7 protein-coding genes are annotated in these 16,292 nt (G+C 58.4%); 4 read left to right on the plus strand and 3 right to left on the minus strand.

All coding sequences use genetic code 11. The annotated features are described in order from the left end of the window. Positions 1-10: 10 nt before the first annotated feature. From IG617_RS02545 to IG617_RS02560, 4 genes are read left to right on the plus strand one after another with little or no spacing between them, the layout of a single operon-like run. On the plus strand, positions 11-1,411 hold the full coding sequence (locus IG617_RS02545; RefSeq protein ID WP_192107000.1) for a capsule biosynthesis protein: 1,401 nt from the start codon (positions 11-13) through the stop codon (positions 1,409-1,411). Further along, positions 1,395-2,702, plus strand: coding sequence for a capsule biosynthesis protein (locus IG617_RS02550; protein ID WP_192107002.1), 1,308 nt, complete (start codon positions 1,395-1,397; stop codon positions 2,700-2,702). The genes IG617_RS02545 and IG617_RS02550 overlap by 17 nt, the downstream gene beginning before the upstream one ends. Next, a complete protein-coding gene (locus IG617_RS02555; protein ID WP_192107004.1) occupies positions 2,699-4,390 on the plus strand; it encodes a capsular polysaccharide export protein, LipB/KpsS family in 1,692 nt (563 codons plus the stop codon). The genes IG617_RS02550 and IG617_RS02555 overlap by 4 nt, the downstream gene beginning before the upstream one ends. A gap of 27 nt (positions 4,391-4,417) precedes the next feature. Further along, positions 4,418-5,215, plus strand: a complete 798-nt coding sequence (locus tag IG617_RS02560) for an SDR family NAD(P)-dependent oxidoreductase (protein WP_192107006.1) — start codon at positions 4,418-4,420, stop codon at positions 5,213-5,215. Between the two features lie 18 nt (positions 5,216-5,233). Here IG617_RS02560 and IG617_RS02565 read toward each other — a convergent pair whose 3' ends face one another. The 3 genes from IG617_RS02565 to IG617_RS02575 form a co-directional block, all read right to left on the minus strand. Then, complete coding sequence (locus tag IG617_RS02565; RefSeq protein ID WP_192107008.1) at positions 5,234-6,619, minus strand: aminotransferase class I/II-fold pyridoxal phosphate-dependent enzyme; 1,386 nt, start codon at positions 6,617-6,619, stop codon at positions 5,234-5,236. Next, entirely contained in the window at positions 6,616-14,226 is a 7,611-nt protein-coding gene (locus IG617_RS02570; RefSeq protein ID WP_209008216.1) for a type I polyketide synthase, read from the minus strand. Before IG617_RS02570 ends, IG617_RS02565 begins: the two co-directional genes overlap by 4 nt. 459 nt (positions 14,227-14,685) lie before the next feature. Further along, positions 14,686-16,257, minus strand: a complete 1,572-nt coding sequence (locus tag IG617_RS02575) for a trimethylamine methyltransferase family protein (RefSeq protein WP_192107010.1) — start codon at positions 16,255-16,257, stop codon at positions 14,686-14,688. Between the last annotated feature and the right edge of the window lie 35 nt (positions 16,258-16,292).

Consider the following 16,292-nt stretch of genomic DNA (forward strand, 5'->3'; position numbering starts at 1 on the left):
AAGATGCGCAATGGTGTCGGGCGATCCGCCCGACGCCGAGGAAATCGGGTGTGGTGTGAGCAAGCCTGCTGCCAAACAAAAGGTCTTTTTGTTCCTGCAAGGGCCCCCCTCGATCTTCGCAAGGACAATCGCTGACGAGCTCGAGTTGCTGGGATGCAAAACCTTGCGCCTCAACCTTTGCCCGGGGGATTGGCTTTCCTGGCACGACAAGCGTGCCCGCTCCTATCGGGGGACGCTTGCGGATTGGCCAAAGTGGCTTGCGAAATTTTGCAAAGAAAATGGCGTCACTGATCTGATCTACTACGCGGATCGCGTTCCCTATCATTCGGCTGCAGCCGAGGTCGGGAATTCTTTAGGGCTGACCTGCACCACGTATGAGTTCGGATACCTGCGTCCGGATTGGATTACTCTGGAAAGAGACGGGATGTCGGCGCATTCCCGCTTTCCAAAAGATCCTGACATCATTCGCGAAGCCGCAGCAGGTTTGCCGGAAATTGACAGGCGGCCTCTTTTTCCGTTTTCCTTTGAAGCTGAAGCGGTTTCCGAGGTCACCTACAATATGTCGAACGTGCTCTTCGCTGCGTTCTATCCGCGCTATGTCCGCGACAAGCTCTATCACCCGCTGGTCGACTACCTGAGCAACATACCGAGACTCATGCTCTCTCGCCGGCGGGCCAGAAATGCGGCCCACCTGATCGACGACGTCATATCGTCAGGCTGCCCCTATTTCGTCTTTCCCCTTCAGCTGCAGAGCGATTATCAACTGCGCTACAATTCGCCGTTTGACCACATTGCAGAAGCGGCTGAAGACGTTATCAGATCTTTCGCTAAGTCTGCGCCCATTGCAGCGCGGCTGGTGTTCAAGGTTCACCCCCTCGACAACGGCATGGAGCCTTGGCGCAAGATCTTGCGCACCATCGCCAAGCGCTATGGCGTCAAGAAACGCGTCTATGTGATCGACGGCGGAAATCTGGATCTGCTTTTGCGCCATTCTGCTGGGGCCCTGACGATCAACTCGACCTCGGGGCTGCATTCTCTGCGGGTGTCTTGCCCAACCAAGGTTCTTGGTATTTCCCTCTATGATATCAATGGCTTGACCTGCCAGAAACCGATTGATGACTTCTGGCGCGAAGGCAGTAAACCGGACCCTGAGCTTCTTGATGCACTCGAACGTCTGCTCGCGGCGACCATACAGGTCAAGGGTTGCTTTTATACGGACAATGGCAGGCGCGCGGGAGCCTATGAAATCGCACGCAGGCTGGCGGCTGGAAGCGTCAATCTCCCTGGCGCGCTTTGTGATGTGGCTCCGCGGTTGAAGCGGGCGCGCGATCTGGGAATTGCAACAACATTCGACGAACAGATCGCGTCACGCGGCAAGACAGAACGCTGGACCCATGTCTGGCAGGGCTGAATTGCCAGCGGACGCTTCGCGCCGGACATTTCTGTTTTTGCAGGGACCCTTGTCTCCGCTCTACAAGAAGCTGGGCACAGAACTTTTGGCGGCAGGTTGCCGGGTGCGGCGGATCAACTTCTGCTCAGGTGACTGGCTTCATTGGCACGGGGCCGGGACGAGCTCCTTCAAAAATAAGACCGATGCCTGGCCAAGCCATATCGCCGGGTTTCTGGAGCGCGAAGGGATAACCGATCTCGTCCTCCACGGGGATCAACGCATCTATCACAAGGCAGCGATTACCGAGGCGAACAAACGGGGCATTCGGGTCTTCGTGACGGAGCTGGGACTACTGAGGTCCGGCTGGATGACGCTTGAGCGGGAAGGCCTTGCCACCTTGAGCCGGTTTCCCAATGATGGGGATGCCATACGGGCGATTGCAAATCGCGTTGGTGACATAGATTTTGCGCCCCTGTTCCCGAAGTCCACGGCGCTCGAGATTGTGCCCGATGTCATCTACAATCTGACAAATGTCTTTCTTAAGCCGCTCTATCCGCACTACCAACGGCACACGCTCTATCCGCCGGTTCTTGAATACCTGCGCGGCGCCTGGCGTCTGTCAACCGAACGACGAAGAGACCGTTTGGTGAGGCGGCAGATCGACGCCTTGCGGGCAACCGGCAATCCCTACTTTATTTTTCCCCTTCAATTGGAGGGCGACTTTCAGCTACGCGCTCATTCGCCCTACAAAAGCTTCGCTGAAGTCATCGAAACGGTTGTCACCTCTTTTGCCAAGAATGCGCCGCCTGCGAGCCAGCTTGTCATCAAGACCCATCCTCTGGACGTCGGGTTTGAAAATTGGCCGGCCGTTGTTGCAGAGCTCAAGACACGGCATCAGTTGGCGGAGCGGATCGTTTTTCTTGACGGCGGACGGCTTGGAGATCTTTTCGATGGCGCCTCGGGACTTGTGACACTGAATTCGACGGCGGGCATTGAGGCGATGCAAGCCGGTGTTCCCGTCAAAAGCCTGATGCCAGCGCACTATGACATCGAGGGCATGACCCATCAGGGAGATCTGTCCGGCTTCTGGACGTCACCGGAGCGGCCGGACCTTGGGTTGCTCACCGACTATCTGAGAGCCATCGCAGCGACGGTCCAGGTGCGTGGTTCGATCCACAATCGCGAGGGCGTTGAAGCTGCGGCGAAGAACATGGCTCAAAGGATCCTGGATCTAAGCGTCAATGAACCCGGCGCCTTCAGTCCTGTCCCGCCGCGGCTTGAAAAGGCACGTGCGCTCGGTGTGCCGCTATGAACCACGAACCTAAAGTCATCGACCCGGCGCTGAAGCCGTTTAAGCCCAAGTTCGCTGGATTGGACGGTCTTCTCATTGGCCCCGACGAGGCGCTCTACCAACGGCATCGCAAGAACGTGGCCGATGGCGCGCGACAATTGACAGTCATCCTGCCCGGGCCATTTGCGATTGATGAGAAGTTTTTCCCGGCGTCGCTGGTTCATATCGGAATTTCCGCAAAGACTGCGAAGGATCTGGAAAGCTTCGAGGGCGCCGTGATAGCGAGCCTTCTTACCGAGGATGGCAGCTCGGACGTCTCCGCCGGCAAGATGCTCCTGCGCTGGCGTGAGAATATATCTGACCTGGACAATGGCATTCTCAGTGACCCGGAAAGCGAGAATGCGACCCTTCGTAGCCTGCTGAACGGCGATCAGCCGAAGGCGGGGACACTGCAACCCAAGGGCTTTTGGGCAAGGTGGGCCGCTGCGGTAGAGGATCAGGGCGAAGACCTCGACAAATACCTAGGCAACCTTTTGAAGCATCACTGCCGCTGGTTCGAACCTTATGATGGCAGCCGTTGCAGCTTCGAGAACATGCTGTCAGTCGCCGGGATGATGCAGGAAAGCTGGAACGCCAATGACGTTCCCTCCCACTGCTATGGCGCACAATACTGGAACCACCCGGCGATCAACGCGACCTTCAAGGGAACGGGCGGTGGCGTCAGTTTTCATGACAGCGACGCGGAAACCCTCGCAGAAGCCTCGAAGACTGGCGGTCGCGTCTTGTCGTGGGCCGGGCGAACCCGTCCGGAGTTTGAACTGGCCTGTCGCGACGCCCAGGTTCAATTGCTTCGGATCGAGGACGGTTTTCTCAGATCGGTGGGGCTCGGCGCAGGGCTGGCCAAAGGCGCGGCCTTGGCGATGGACGACACCGGGATCTACTATGACCCTTCGCGGCCCAGTCGTCTTGAAACCCTGCTCGAGACCTACGAGGTTTCGCCCGAGGAGTGGGAGCGTGGAGCTACGCTTATCAAGGCAATGATCGCCGCACGCGTATCAAAGTACAATTTCGGCAAGGCCCGTCGTTTTAAGTTTCCCAAAGACAAGCAGCTCGTTCTCGTACCTGGACAGGTTGCCGATGACGCCGCCGTCCGCAAGTCAAAGTCAACGACCATCGACTGTGCGAACACGCCGAATGTCAACCGGGACCTGCTTCGCATCGCCCGCGAGCGCTGGCCTGCGGCACACATTGTTTTCAAACCTCATCCTGATGTGGAAACCGGCTTGCGAAAAGGTAAGTTGGAAACCCATGAGGTTCTCCAGCACGCGGATGAAATCGCCCGGCACGCAGATATCATCGACCTGATTGAAGCTGTTGACAGGATTGAGACTTTCTCCTCATTGTCGGGCTTTGAGGCTCTCATTCGCGGCAAGGATGTTACGGTCCACGGGCTGCCTTTTTATGCAGGGTGGGGACTGAGCGAAGATCTGACACAAAGCGAGCGCCGGACGCGCGAAAGATCCATTGAAGAAGTGGTTTACCTGGCGCTCTGTGTCTATTCTAGAACGATTGACCCGGTTACCCTTTTGCCATGTACGCCGGAGTTTCTGATCGAGCGTTTGGCAGGGCTGCGGCGAAACAGATGGCATGTTTTCAAGGCAAACTTTTTGCGCAGAGCGTCCTGGTTAGGTCGCAAGATCGGTCTTTGAGACTGTAGAATTTTGGAAGGCTTGAAAATGCGCCATGATGTTCAAGACGTGATTGTCATGACAGGTGCGAGCGGCGGTATCGGTGTCGCACTCGCGCACGAATTGGCACGTCCAAACCGCAAGCTGGTCTTGATCGCAAGGGACCGTGAGAAGCTTGAGGCTCTCGCGGCGGCTGTCAGCGAGCAGTGTGCCGCCGTCGAAACAGCTGCGCTCGACGTACGCGACAGAGATGCGCTTCACAGTTTTCTAGCCGATCTGGATGCCCGGCACCCTGTCGACATGATTATTGCAAATGCCGGGGTCACTGCAGGTCTGGGCCCGAACAGGAGCCGTGAAGGCGACGCCGAGGCGGACAGGCAGCTGGATATCAACTACCGCGGCGCGGTGAATACGGTGATGGGTGTGGTCGAGGCGATGCGATTGCGAGGACGTGGTCATATCGTCTTGGTGGCCTCGCTTGCGGGTATGCGCGCCTTGCCGGACATGCCGAGCTACTCTGCGTCCAAAGCAGCCGTGATCGCCTACGGGCATTCCCTTCGCGGTTGGTTGAAACCCTTCGGCGTGGATGTTTCGATCATCTGCCCGGGGTTCGTGACAACACCGATGTCGGCCCGCCATAAAGGTTCGAAGCCCTTCGAGATGTCTGCCGAGAAAGCTGCGCGCAAAATGCGTCAGGCGATCGAACGAAAACGCGCCTTCTACGCGTTTCCCTTCGTGCTGGCGACGGGGATACGGCTGCAAAATCTTCTGCCGGCCCGCATTTCAGATCTCTTCATGGGCGGCTTCAAAGCGGAGATCGAGGAAGATCCGCGCTTCAGAAAGTAGCCGGTACGAGCGCTCTGTTTAGCGTGTCGCGCGGATAAGCTTGTCGACGGCGCTGCCTTCTCCGGAAAGCTCGGCGAGTTCTTCCGCAGTGATCCGAACAGCGCGTTCGATCTGCTCGCTGGTGTGCTCGCTCGTGATGAAGAACCGCAGCCGCGCTGATTTCTCCGCGACCGCCGGAAAAATGATCGGCAGTGCGTTGACGCCCCGCGCCAGCAGCCTGTTGGACAACATGGCCGCGCGTACGGAATCGCCGACGATCACCGGGACAACGGAGTACCCAGCACTCGGGCCGGTATCCAGCCCTGCCTTTTGCGCCAGCTTCAGGAAGAGCTGCCCATTGGCTTGCAGCTTTTTGACCCGCTCTGGTTCGCGTTCCATGACGGAAATGGAAGCAATGGCGGCAGCCGTCAAAGCTGGCGCCAGGCCGACCGAGAAAACAAACCCTGGTGCCGTCACTTTCAGGTATTCGCAAAGCACCCGGGACCCGGCGATATAGCCGCCGCAGGACGAAAAGGTCTTGCTGAGCGTTCCCATCCAGAGTTCGACCTCTTGGGGATCAACACCATAGTGTTCGGCAATACCCTTGCCTGTTTCACCCAATACACCGATCGAATGGGCCTCGTCGACCATGAGCCAGGCATCATAGGACTGCTTGAGCTTGACGACCCGTTTCAGGTCCGGGAAGTCACCATCCATCGAGTAAAGGCCCTCGACGATGATCAGAACGTTGTCAAACTTGTGCCGGTTTTCGGCCAGGAGCTTCTCCAGGGCGTTCAGATCGTCGTGCGGGAAATTGATACGGGTCGCACCCGAAAGCCGCGCACCCTCGGCGATGGAGTTATGCACCAGGCTGTCGGTCAGGATCAGATCACCCTTGCGCATCAGATGCCCGATGGTCGTCACATTGGTCGCGTGGCCGGACACCATGACAATGGCAGACTCGACACCGTGAACCCGTGCCAGAGCATCTTCCAGCTCACCGTGGAGAGGGCGTTCGCCGGCAACGATGCGGCTGGCGGAAACGCTGGTTCCAAACGTCTCGACAGCATGTGCTGCCGCTTCGTTGATTTCAGGGTGTCCGTTCAGACCGAGGTAGTTGTAGGAGGCGAAATTGTCGAAGGTCTTGCCGTCGATCTCGGTGGTTCCGGCCGCAAGCCCGTCGTGGGGACGAAAGAAGGGGTTTTCGATGCCCATCATGTCCGCAGCCGCCCGCTGCATTTGCAGCTGCTTGATCTGCGGCAGCTCGCGAAAGTCAAAGGCTTTGCGTTTTGGCGGAGGCGCCGTGACGGTCTTGGACTCGGGTCTGCGCTGGCGCGAAGACCGATGCCCGGATCTGAGGCTGTCCATCAGTTTGGCGCGCTCGTTGGCGGCCATTCCCTTGGGGTTGTCTTTGCTGTCAGTCATAGGAACGACCCCAATTCACGGCTCTTGCTTTCGACCTTGTCGGCAATATCGCTAAGGTCCTCTGTCTCTGTACGATCATCGGCAACATGTTGACTGGCCAGCTGACGGCTGTCCGAGGAGATGGTGTCTTCGCCGGTTTCCCCGAGCACGCGGTTGGCAACGCGCGTGGACAGATCGATCAGGGTTGCGCCGTTTGCAAGCGACATCAACGGAATGTCGATGCCCAACTGGCGCTCTGCGCTCATACGCAGTTCCAGAGCCATCAGCGAATCCATGCCAATCTCGGAGAGTGGCTTGTGAGCGTCGATCTCTTCCGGTGCGATCCGGAGGATCTTGCCGATTTCGCCAGCCAGAAGCTTTGCGACGGTCTGTGCCGCCGCCACATTGTCCATTCCCTCCAGAAGCGCGTGAAGGTCGATGGCGCCTTCGCCGGCTGATCCGTCATCACCATCACCAAGGCCAAGAAGGCTGACGAGTGGAGTATCCAGCAGGGCAAGGTCCTTGCGCGCTGATTGCCAGTCGATGCGGGCATAGCCGACGGCTGCCGTCTCGAGGCTCTCTTGCGGCAGGGCCATCAAGGCCACCAGGCCATCGAGCGCTTCTTTTGCCGACAGCGCATGGCGGCCAAGTTTGCGGGACAGCATCTCGTTCACATCCTCGTTGCGGGTCAGGTATCCCGCGTCCGAGATTGCCCCCCAGGCAACGGTCAGGGCAGGGCGGCTTTCAGCTCTGCGCTTGCGGGCAAGTGCCTCCAGATAGCCATTGGCGGCAACGTAGTTTGCCTGTCCCGGGTTGCCGACAAGGGTTGTGGCAGATGAGTAGAGCACGAAATGATCGAGCGGATCATTGACCGTCAGGGCGTCAAGGAGTTCGGCCCCGCGAACCTTTGGGGCGAGCACCTTGGAAAGGCCTTCGTGATCAAGGTTGGCGATCAGCACATCATTCAGCACCATCGCGGTGTGGAACACACCCCTGATCTCAGGCATATCGGCGCGAATTGCTTCAAAGGCGCCGGACATCGCAGCTTCATCGGTGATGTCGCAGGCAAACGCCCGGACGGTAACGCCAGCGCCTGCAAGCTCGGCGATGGCAGCTTGTGCTTCCTCGGTCGTGTCTCCACGACGGCTGAGAACAGCAAGGTGACGCGCGCCCATATCTCCCAGGCGCTTGAGCAGTTCGACACCAAAGCCGCCGAAGCCGCCCGCAATTACGTAAGTTGCGTCCGCCTTGAAGGAAAGCGTCGAGGCTTCAGGCAGGCTGACCGGCACGCTCGGTGGGCGCAGCACGATCTTGCCGATGTGTCCGGCTTGCTGCATCAGGCGGAAAGCATCGACGACCCGATTGGCATCGAAAACCCGATGCGGCAGTGGACTCAGGGTGCCATCTTCAAAAAGGCCGACCAGATCTGTGAAGAGATCTTCTGCCAGCGCCGGCTGACGGGTCAGCAGCTGGTCAGCGTCAATGCCGAAATAGGTCAGGTTTTGCCGGAACGGTCTCAGACCGATCCGCGTGTTGCCATAATAGTCGCGCTTGCCCAGTTCTAGGAAGCGGCCGAATGGCTTCAGGACCTCGATGCTGCGCTCCATGGCCTCGCCAAACAGCGAGTTCAGCACCACGTCCACGCCCTCGCCATCGGTGTCAATCATCACCGCATCGACGAACTCGAGAGAGCGGGAATCAAGGACAACATCCGCGCCAAGCAGCTTGAGGAAGTTACGTTTTTCGACCGAGCCGGCGGTCGCGATGACCTTGGCTCCACGCCACTTCGCGATTTGCAGGGCCGCAAGGCCGACGCCGCCGGCACCGCCGTGGATCAGAACCGTTTCGCTGTCCGACAGCTTGGCCAGATGAACCAGGGCGTAATACGCGGTCAGGAAGGTAACCGGGATCGTTGCAGCTTCTTCGGAGGACACATTGGACGGCATCGGCGCACAGCCGCTTTCGTCCACGGTCACATGGCTTGCGAAACACGCCGGGGCGAAGGTTATCACCTTGTCGCCCGGTTGGAAGCGGGTCACATTTGGACCGCAGGAGACCACAGTGCCACAGCACTCCATCCCCAGCGTCGGACCGGCAAACCCGTCCTCCAGGGCTTCCTCGGGAAGAAGGCCCAGTGCCCACATGACATCGCGGAAGTTAAGGCCACTTGCCTCGACCGCAATTTCCACTTCCGAGCTTTCAGGGCGCGGGCGGGCAATTGCCTGCCAGGACAGCTGGTCAAGCGCGCCCTGCCGCAGTATGTCGAGGCGCATTCCAGGTTCAGCGCCCGCCGGCAAGGTTGCTTCAGGCAGAACACCACCTTGCAGGATGCGCAGGCCGGAGCGCTTGCCGCCTTCGATGATGATTTCCCGTTCGCCATTCGGACGTTGTAGTTCCTCGACAAGGCGGACGGCCGCAATGCCTGGTTCAAGGTCGGGAGACAGGTCGATCAGCCGAATACCCGCCTGGGGGAACTCGTTCATGGCTACACGGCCATAAGACCAGGTCGCGGTCTGTGCCGGGCAATGTGCTGAGCCACCGGCAAGATCCTGTGCGCCGCCCGGCGCCACAATCGTGACGGCGGCATCATCGGCGCCGATGGCGTTGAGCAATCTTGTCAGCGGCCATATGCGGTGGTCGGCAGATGAAAGCGCATCCTTGTCACCGTCATAGGCACCGAGGAGATACACAATCCGCAGATCGCTTGCCGTGACGAATGGTTTCAGGGTCTCCAGCTCGGCATCGAAATTGATGTTGAGCACGCCGTCATCGGTGAGCACAGTCTCGTCGCCGAGAACCGCCAGGCGCGTCGCCGCTCCGTCTCGCGACAGGCTGGATGAAACAGCATCGGCAAGCTTCTTCGAGGGGCCTTGACCGTCGGCAATCAGCAGCCAATTGGTGTTTGGCTGATCAACGGGCTCGGCTGTTTCCTGTTCAGGATCGGCACTGAGCGCATCGTCATTGGCGGCTTTCAGCACCGCGCCGCGCGCCGCGATCAGATCAACTTCTGCGTCAGCGCTATCGAGCGCTGCAGTCTCTACACGTTCAAATCCTACTGCCGTCAAGGACTGGGACCAATCAGATCCCTGGCGCGAGACAGGGAAGTCACCAAGCGCGCCATCGTCCCACCAGTCCGCGCCGACACCCATGAGAAGATCGGTCAGCGGTGAGGGCAGGTGTTCGGCCGCCAGAAGCAGACCGTCCCGGGCCAAAAGCCCGGCCAGACGACCGCGCTGGTCCTGATCAAAATCCGAAAGCGAAGAGGCGCAAATCAGAAGGTCGTAGGGAGCCTTCGCAGCCAATGCTTCATCAGAAAACTCGACGAATTCACTGGAAGTGCTGCCAGACCAAAGGCGGGCGGCACGGCCCAGGACCGCATCGCTTGCATCCGTAACGACCGCATCCATCCGGCGCGGATCAAGTAACTCATCGACGGTTTGCGGGATGTCGAGGGAGGTCGCCCCTAGAACCAGGACGCGCAAAGGATGCGCTTCCGGCCAACCCGAGATCACTTCCGACACCAGTTTCTTCTGGGCGCTAGTCAGGGCGAGGGCCGCTGGAGAGGCCGTTATGTAAGCTTCGAACAATCCACCTGCATAAAGGTCGCGAGCCGTGCTCTTCAAACCGTTCGCAAGGAGCTCAGGAAGGTCAGTTGAAAGTCTCGCAAGCAAGGCAGCTTCGGCGATGTGCCGGGAAGCTTCGACCGCAATCGTCTGCATGAGGGTGTCGACGCCAGGCCCTTCGGACGGATCACCCAGTGTCCAGCGGTTTTCCTCCGCCGCTTGGGCCAAACCGCTTTCGCAGAGCCAGTTCAGCAAGGAAAATGCAAGTGGCTTCGAGCTTTCTGACCATCTCTCGGTCGACAAAAGGTCGTCGGCATCAAGGATACCATCCTTGCAATAGGACCACAGCGTTTCATGGCTGATTGTTCTGCCAAGCGCCTCGACAAGCAAAGTCTGGTCGGAAAGGTCTTGCGGCGTATCGGACGTAAGGCCGCCTGCGGCGGCGAACGCGACAAAGTCTCCGCCGATTACCTGGCCGACCGGCGACAGACGGTCCGCTTCCGGCAAATGCGCTGCCAGCTGGCGGTAGACCAGTTCGTTCGGACGCGTCTCGCGCCCCAGTTTTACTGCGCGGAAGCGAGTTTGCGACAGCCGGGCAATGACGTCGCCCTCAGCATCCAGATACTCAAAACTGGCTTCGATCGAACGCGGCGAGGCTTTCGTCACCTTGATACGCACGGTTGAAGGCGGTGTGTCTGACTTTAGCAAACGCAGAGAGCCAATGCGAATTGGCAGGAAACTGGTTTTTTCAGGAACGCCCTCAACGGATTGAAGCAGGGCGAAAAGTCCATGAAAACCGCTGTCGACAAGCGTCGGACAGAGGGCAAGTTCGCTCTTTGCGAGGACTTCGCTCTGTGGCTTCAGGTAGACGGTCGCGGTGCGCTCATCATGTGTAACGACTTTCTCCGCACGCCGGAAGGCAGGTCCGTATTCCAGGCCAAAGCTGCGCGTAATCTCATAAAGTTCGTCGTGATCGAGGGTCGATGAAACCGTTTCTTCGGTCTTGATCCAGGACGCACGGCTGTCGTTGGAAACAGACACAAAGTGGCCACGTGCGTTCAGGGCCCAATCGCCCTCCTGGAGACGCGGGCGCGAGAGAATCTCGATCACCTTGTCATCCGGAGAGATTCTGACCTGGGTCTCGAAGGTCTCGGAGTCCTCGATCACAATCGGACGGAGAATGTCCAGATCACGAAGTTCGACAGTCTCTCCCTTGGTCCAGCGCAAAGCGGCGCGCAGGGCCATTTCCGTATAGCCAGCAGCCGGGAAGACAACAGACTCCTCGACCTTGTGATCGGCAAGCCAGGGAATGGCATCCGCGTCGACATGGTTGAACCACTCGGCCGTATCCTTGCGGAAACGATAGCCGAGCAATGGCCACGTCTGCCCGAAGATGAAATCCACCTGTTCAGTCGTCGGCTCTGGTTTGATCTTGGTGTTCTGCCAGGGATAGAGCGGCAGGTCCGCGAGCGAGGCAGGCATAGTCCCAACAAATTTGGAAAGATCGACCTTGCCTCCGCTGGCAAGGATGCCACTTGCCGCGTGAACCACAGGGTTGGCAATCGGCTTGGCATTCTTGCCCGGTTGGTCGAGGCTCGCCAGAACCTTGGCTTTTTTGCCGGCGCCGCGTAGCACGTCGTTCATGTAGGTGCCGAGCACGGCCTTGGGGCCGATTTCCACGAGAACGCCGATTTCGCCATCGATCATGTTGCTGATCGCATCGGCAAAGAGCACTGGCTGACGAACGTTACGCCACCAGTAGTCGGCGTCCAGCATCGCGGCTTCTTCATCCGCGTCCACGGACGAGTAGAAGCGGATTTTGGGCGCTTCCGGAGAGACGCTCGCGAGGCTCTTCAGCAGTGGTTCTTTGATCGGGTCGACAAGAGCGCTGTGGAATGGATAGGCGAGGTTCAGACGCCGCATCGCCCATTTGTTTTTGCGCGCAAACTTGGCAAATGCGTCAAGGCTGTCCGTGTCGCCTGAAATTGTCACACTGCGCGGGCTGTTGATCGCCGCAAGTTCCAGCCGTGGCAGGCCACTGGCTTCAATGGCAGCAATTGCCTTTTCCGCCGGCAGCAGCAACGCCGCCATCGAGCCCAGGTGCCGCACCACCTCCTGCTCGGTAGACCTTGCGTGGATCACCGTCACGGCTTGCTCCAGCGACAAAGCGCCCGAACACCAGGCCGCGGCCACTTCGCCGACGCTATGACCGGCGACTGCGTCCGGCTCAACGCCGCGGCTTCGCAGGGATTCAACGATCGCGACCTGGATCGCAAACAGCAACGGTTGGGCGATCTCGGTGCGCTCGATATCGCTTTCCAGATCTTCCGCAAACATGGTCGTCAAAAGTGACCAGCCGCCAACACCCATGAAAATCCGGTCGACTTTCTCGAAGGTTTCCTGAAAGACGGCGTCTTTTTGGTAGGCGTCCTGCCCCATGCCGGCCCATTGGGAGCCATTGCCGGAAAAAACGAAACCGACATTATCCGCCGAGCGCATCGCGTCGCCGGATACAGTTTCACTTCCCGCATCGCCTTCAAGATAGGCCGTCAGCGCGGCGATCTTTTCATCGCCGGTCGCGCCTTGCACAATCAGGCGCTCCGACAAAAGGTCACGAGCGTGCGCCGAGCTCATGCCGAGATGCGCCGCTCCTTCCTCGTCGGTTTCCTTCATCAGATCGCGGAAAGATCCAGCCAGCTCTTTCAGGGCTTCCTTTGAGCGGGCGGTCAGAACCAGTGGCGCTGTAGGATCGCAGCTGCTGACACTGGCATCATCCGCGTCACCATCTGCGACCACGGTATGGGCATTTGTGCCGCCAAAGCCGAAGGAATTGATTCCAGCAAGACGCGGTTTTTCTGACTTCGCGAGAGGTACGGCTTCTGCAGCGACCTGAAGATTGAGTTCTTCGAAGGGGATATCCGGATTTGGGTCGCGGAAATGAAGAGATTTCGGAAAGGAGTCGTTCTTCAGCGAAAGAAGCGCTTTGAGAAGGCCAACAAGGCCGGAGACCGGCTCCAGATGTCCCACATTGGTCTTGACCGAACCAATCGGCAGAACCGCATCGCGTTTTTGGCCAATCACCTTGCCAAGAGCGTCCGCTTCAGCCGGATCTCCGACCCGTGTTCCTGTACCGTGTGCTTCAACGAAGGCGAGATCTTTCGGCGAGATACCAAGGCCTTCATACATTTCACGCAGGAGGTCTGCCTGCGCATAGGGCGAAGGCAGGGACATGCCGACAGTACGGCCGTCGGCATTGATGCCGCTGGCAAGCAGCTTGCCGTGGCTACGGCTGCCTTTGAGCTTTCCGGCCCGATTTGCGCGAAGGACGATCGCCACGCCGCCTTCAGAGCGCACATAACCGTCGCCATTGGCATCGAATGCCTGACACAGGCCGGTCGGAGACAGCATCGTGGCACGGGAAAAGCCAACAAATGCGAAGGGGCTGAGCAGCAGGCTGACACCACAAACGATCGCCGTGTCGATTTGGCCGCTTTCAAGCGCTGCAACAGCTTCATGGAGCGCGACAAGTGAGGAGGAACAGGCGGTGTCGACGGTAAAGCTCGGTCCACGCAAATCGTAGATATAGGAGATTCTGTTCGACACGATCGACAAGGTATTGCCGGTCATGAACTGCATGTCCGAATTGGCAGTGTCAACCAGAAACCGGTGATGATAGTCGAGCGAGGATGCGCCGACATAAACCCCAGTGTTGCTGCCCGCTAGGTCACTTGGCTTGACATTCGCGTGCTCCAGGGCTTCCCAGACCAACTGCAGCAAAAGCCGTTGCTGCGGATCCATTTGCAGGGCTTCGCGTGGAGAGATTCCAAAAAACGAAGGATCGAAGCCCCAGACATCATCAATCTGACCTGCTGCCCATGTGTATGACTTTCCAGGAGCGGCCTTGTTTGGATGACCCAATCGCGCGAGGGGCCAACGATCCTCTTCAATGGAGGTGACGGCACAGGTGCCATCTGCGAGCAGCTTCCAAAATTCATCTGACGAATTCGCGCCCGGCAGCCGATTGGAGAAACCTAGAATATCAATATTGGAGGTAAGGGATGCCACAAGTCGACCTTCACTACACGACGCTTGACGCGATTTCTACAATTGTGGTTCAAAAAATCTATTGAGATTAAGCTATTAACATTCTGACTTCGGTCCCCTTCAACTTGAAAACGCCCCCTCAGGCGCAGCTTTTAAAATTTCTAAAATCGATAGTACCCCAGCGGTTCTGCAGTTGCCACTATAATGGTTCAGGTCTTCCGCCGAAGGGGAATGGATATCAATAAGAGCATTTGGAAAAAATGAAACTCCGAAATAGCGCTGAAAATGGCTCTTCCTGCGGTGTTTAGAGGAAAGATGTGCAATTGAGGGGTATAAGGCGCGAAGGAACAAAGGGGGCCGCAAAGCCGTTCCCGTTAAATGAGCCTCGAGTGGCTTGGAAGATCCCGCTCAAGCCTAACGAAGCACACCAGAGAATTTAGCTACGCGAGCTTGCGAGAGTATCTCGCCTCTCATCGCATGCTAAACATTGCTGTCCGGAAAGGACGCTTTACGTTCGGCCATGAAAGACAGCAGCGCTTCATCGATTCCGGGGTCGATGTCCGGACCTGTGTACTCTTGAAGTTGTTGTTTCCAAATGGCATTTGCGCGCTTTGCGGCGTCCATCTGGCCGTCAGCAAGCCACTGCTCATAGGAATTGTTGTCGGCAATCGACGACCTGTAAAATGCGCTTTCAAAGTTGCGCTGCGTGTGCTCGGCGCCGAGAAAATGCCCTCCCGGGCCCACTTCCTCGAGCGCATCCATGGCCATGGCTTCATCTGAAAGGTCGATGCCTCTTGCCAGAACATGCATCATGCCGAGCTGGTCCGCATCAAGAATGAATTTCTCGTAGGAAGAACACAGTCCACCCTCGAGCCAGCCAGCCGAATGGAGGCAGAAATTGACGCCTGCCTGAACGGTGGCCGTAATTGTGTGAGCCGATTCCTGCGCGGCCTGTGCATCGGGCAACTTGGAGGCGGTGAAAGATCCTCCTGAGCGGTAGGGCAGGCCCATTCGCCTTGCGAGCTTGGCGGCGCCATTCAGCAGCAATGTGCCTTCCGGGCTGCCGAATGTCGGTGCGCCGGACTGCATGGAGATGGAACTTACAAAGGCACCGAAGACCACCGGTGCACCTGGACGCAAAAGCTGTGTCAGAGCGCAGCCGGCGAGTGCTTCCGCCAAAACCTGCGAAAGGGTCCCTGCGACCGTGACGGGGCTCATGGCGCCGGCAAGGATGAAGGGCGAAACGATGCAGGCTTGATTGGCGCGCGCGTAGACCTTCAGGGCGCCAAGCATTGTGCCGTCGAAAACCAGGGGAGAATTGGCGTTGATCAGCTGGATCATCACGCAATTCTGGTCGACGAAATCTTCGCCAAAGGCGATCTGCGCCATCTTGACCGAATCTTCCGCCCGCTCCGGTGCGGTCACCGACCCCATGAACGGTTTGTCCGAATATTTGAGATGGCTGTAGACCATGTCGAAATGGCGCTTGTTGACCGGCAGATCAACAGGCTCGCAAACGGTGCCGCCAGAGTGGTGGAGGAACGGCGAGATATAGGCCAGCTTCACAAAATTGCGGAAGTCTTCAATCGTCCCGTAGCGGCGCCCCTGGTCCAGGTCCGTGACGAAGGGGGGGCCGTAGACCGGTGCAAACACGGTATTGTTGCCGCCGATCTCAACATTTCGCGCCGGATTTCGTGCGTGCTGGGTAAACTGGGCGGGAGCTGTCTTGACCAGTTCCTGCAGCATTCCCTTGGGAAAACGCACTCGTTCGCCGGAAACCTCTGCGCCCGCTTCTTTCCAGATCTGGAGAACTTCGGGGTCGTCCCGGAACTCCAGGCCGATTTCCGCAAGGATGCGATCGGTTTGTGCTTCGATCTTTTCGCAGCCTTCATCGCTCAGGTAATCGAGAACCGGAATGTTTCGGCTGAGATAGGGAGCAAAGATCTGGCCCGAGCCCGACTGGCGGCGTTCCTTGCGCGCTGATCGCCCTCTGCGGCCCGAAGCACGAGGCGCGGCGCTTGCGGAAAGGCTTGGATCGGCCTGGTCGGTCATGTGGGGCTCCCTCGGCATCTTGATCGCGCTTGTCG

Source organism: Roseibium polysiphoniae, from assembly GCF_014842925.1.
Lineage (GTDB): Bacteria > Pseudomonadota > Alphaproteobacteria > Rhizobiales > Stappiaceae > Roseibium > Roseibium polysiphoniae.

Excerpts from the sequence above, each read along its gene's own strand:
- IG617_RS02560 (WP_192107006.1), top strand. The coding sequence starts at position 4,418 with ATGCGCCATGATGTTCAAGACGTGATTGTCATGACAGGTGCGAGCGGC.
- IG617_RS02555 (WP_192107004.1), top strand. The coding sequence starts at position 2,699 with ATGAACCACGAACCTAAAGTCATCGACCCGGCGCTGAAGCCGTTTAAG.
- IG617_RS02550 (WP_192107002.1), top strand. The coding sequence starts at position 1,395 with ATGTCTGGCAGGGCTGAATTGCCAGCGGACGCTTCGCGCCGGACATTT.
- IG617_RS02545 (WP_192107000.1), top strand. The coding sequence starts at position 11 with ATGGTGTCGGGCGATCCGCCCGACGCCGAGGAAATCGGGTGTGGTGTG.
- IG617_RS02575 (WP_192107010.1), bottom strand. The coding sequence starts at position 16,257 with ATGACCGACCAGGCCGATCCAAGCCTTTCCGCAAGCGCCGCGCCTCGT.
- IG617_RS02565 (WP_192107008.1), bottom strand. The coding sequence starts at position 6,619 with ATGACTGACAGCAAAGACAACCCCAAGGGAATGGCCGCCAACGAGCGC.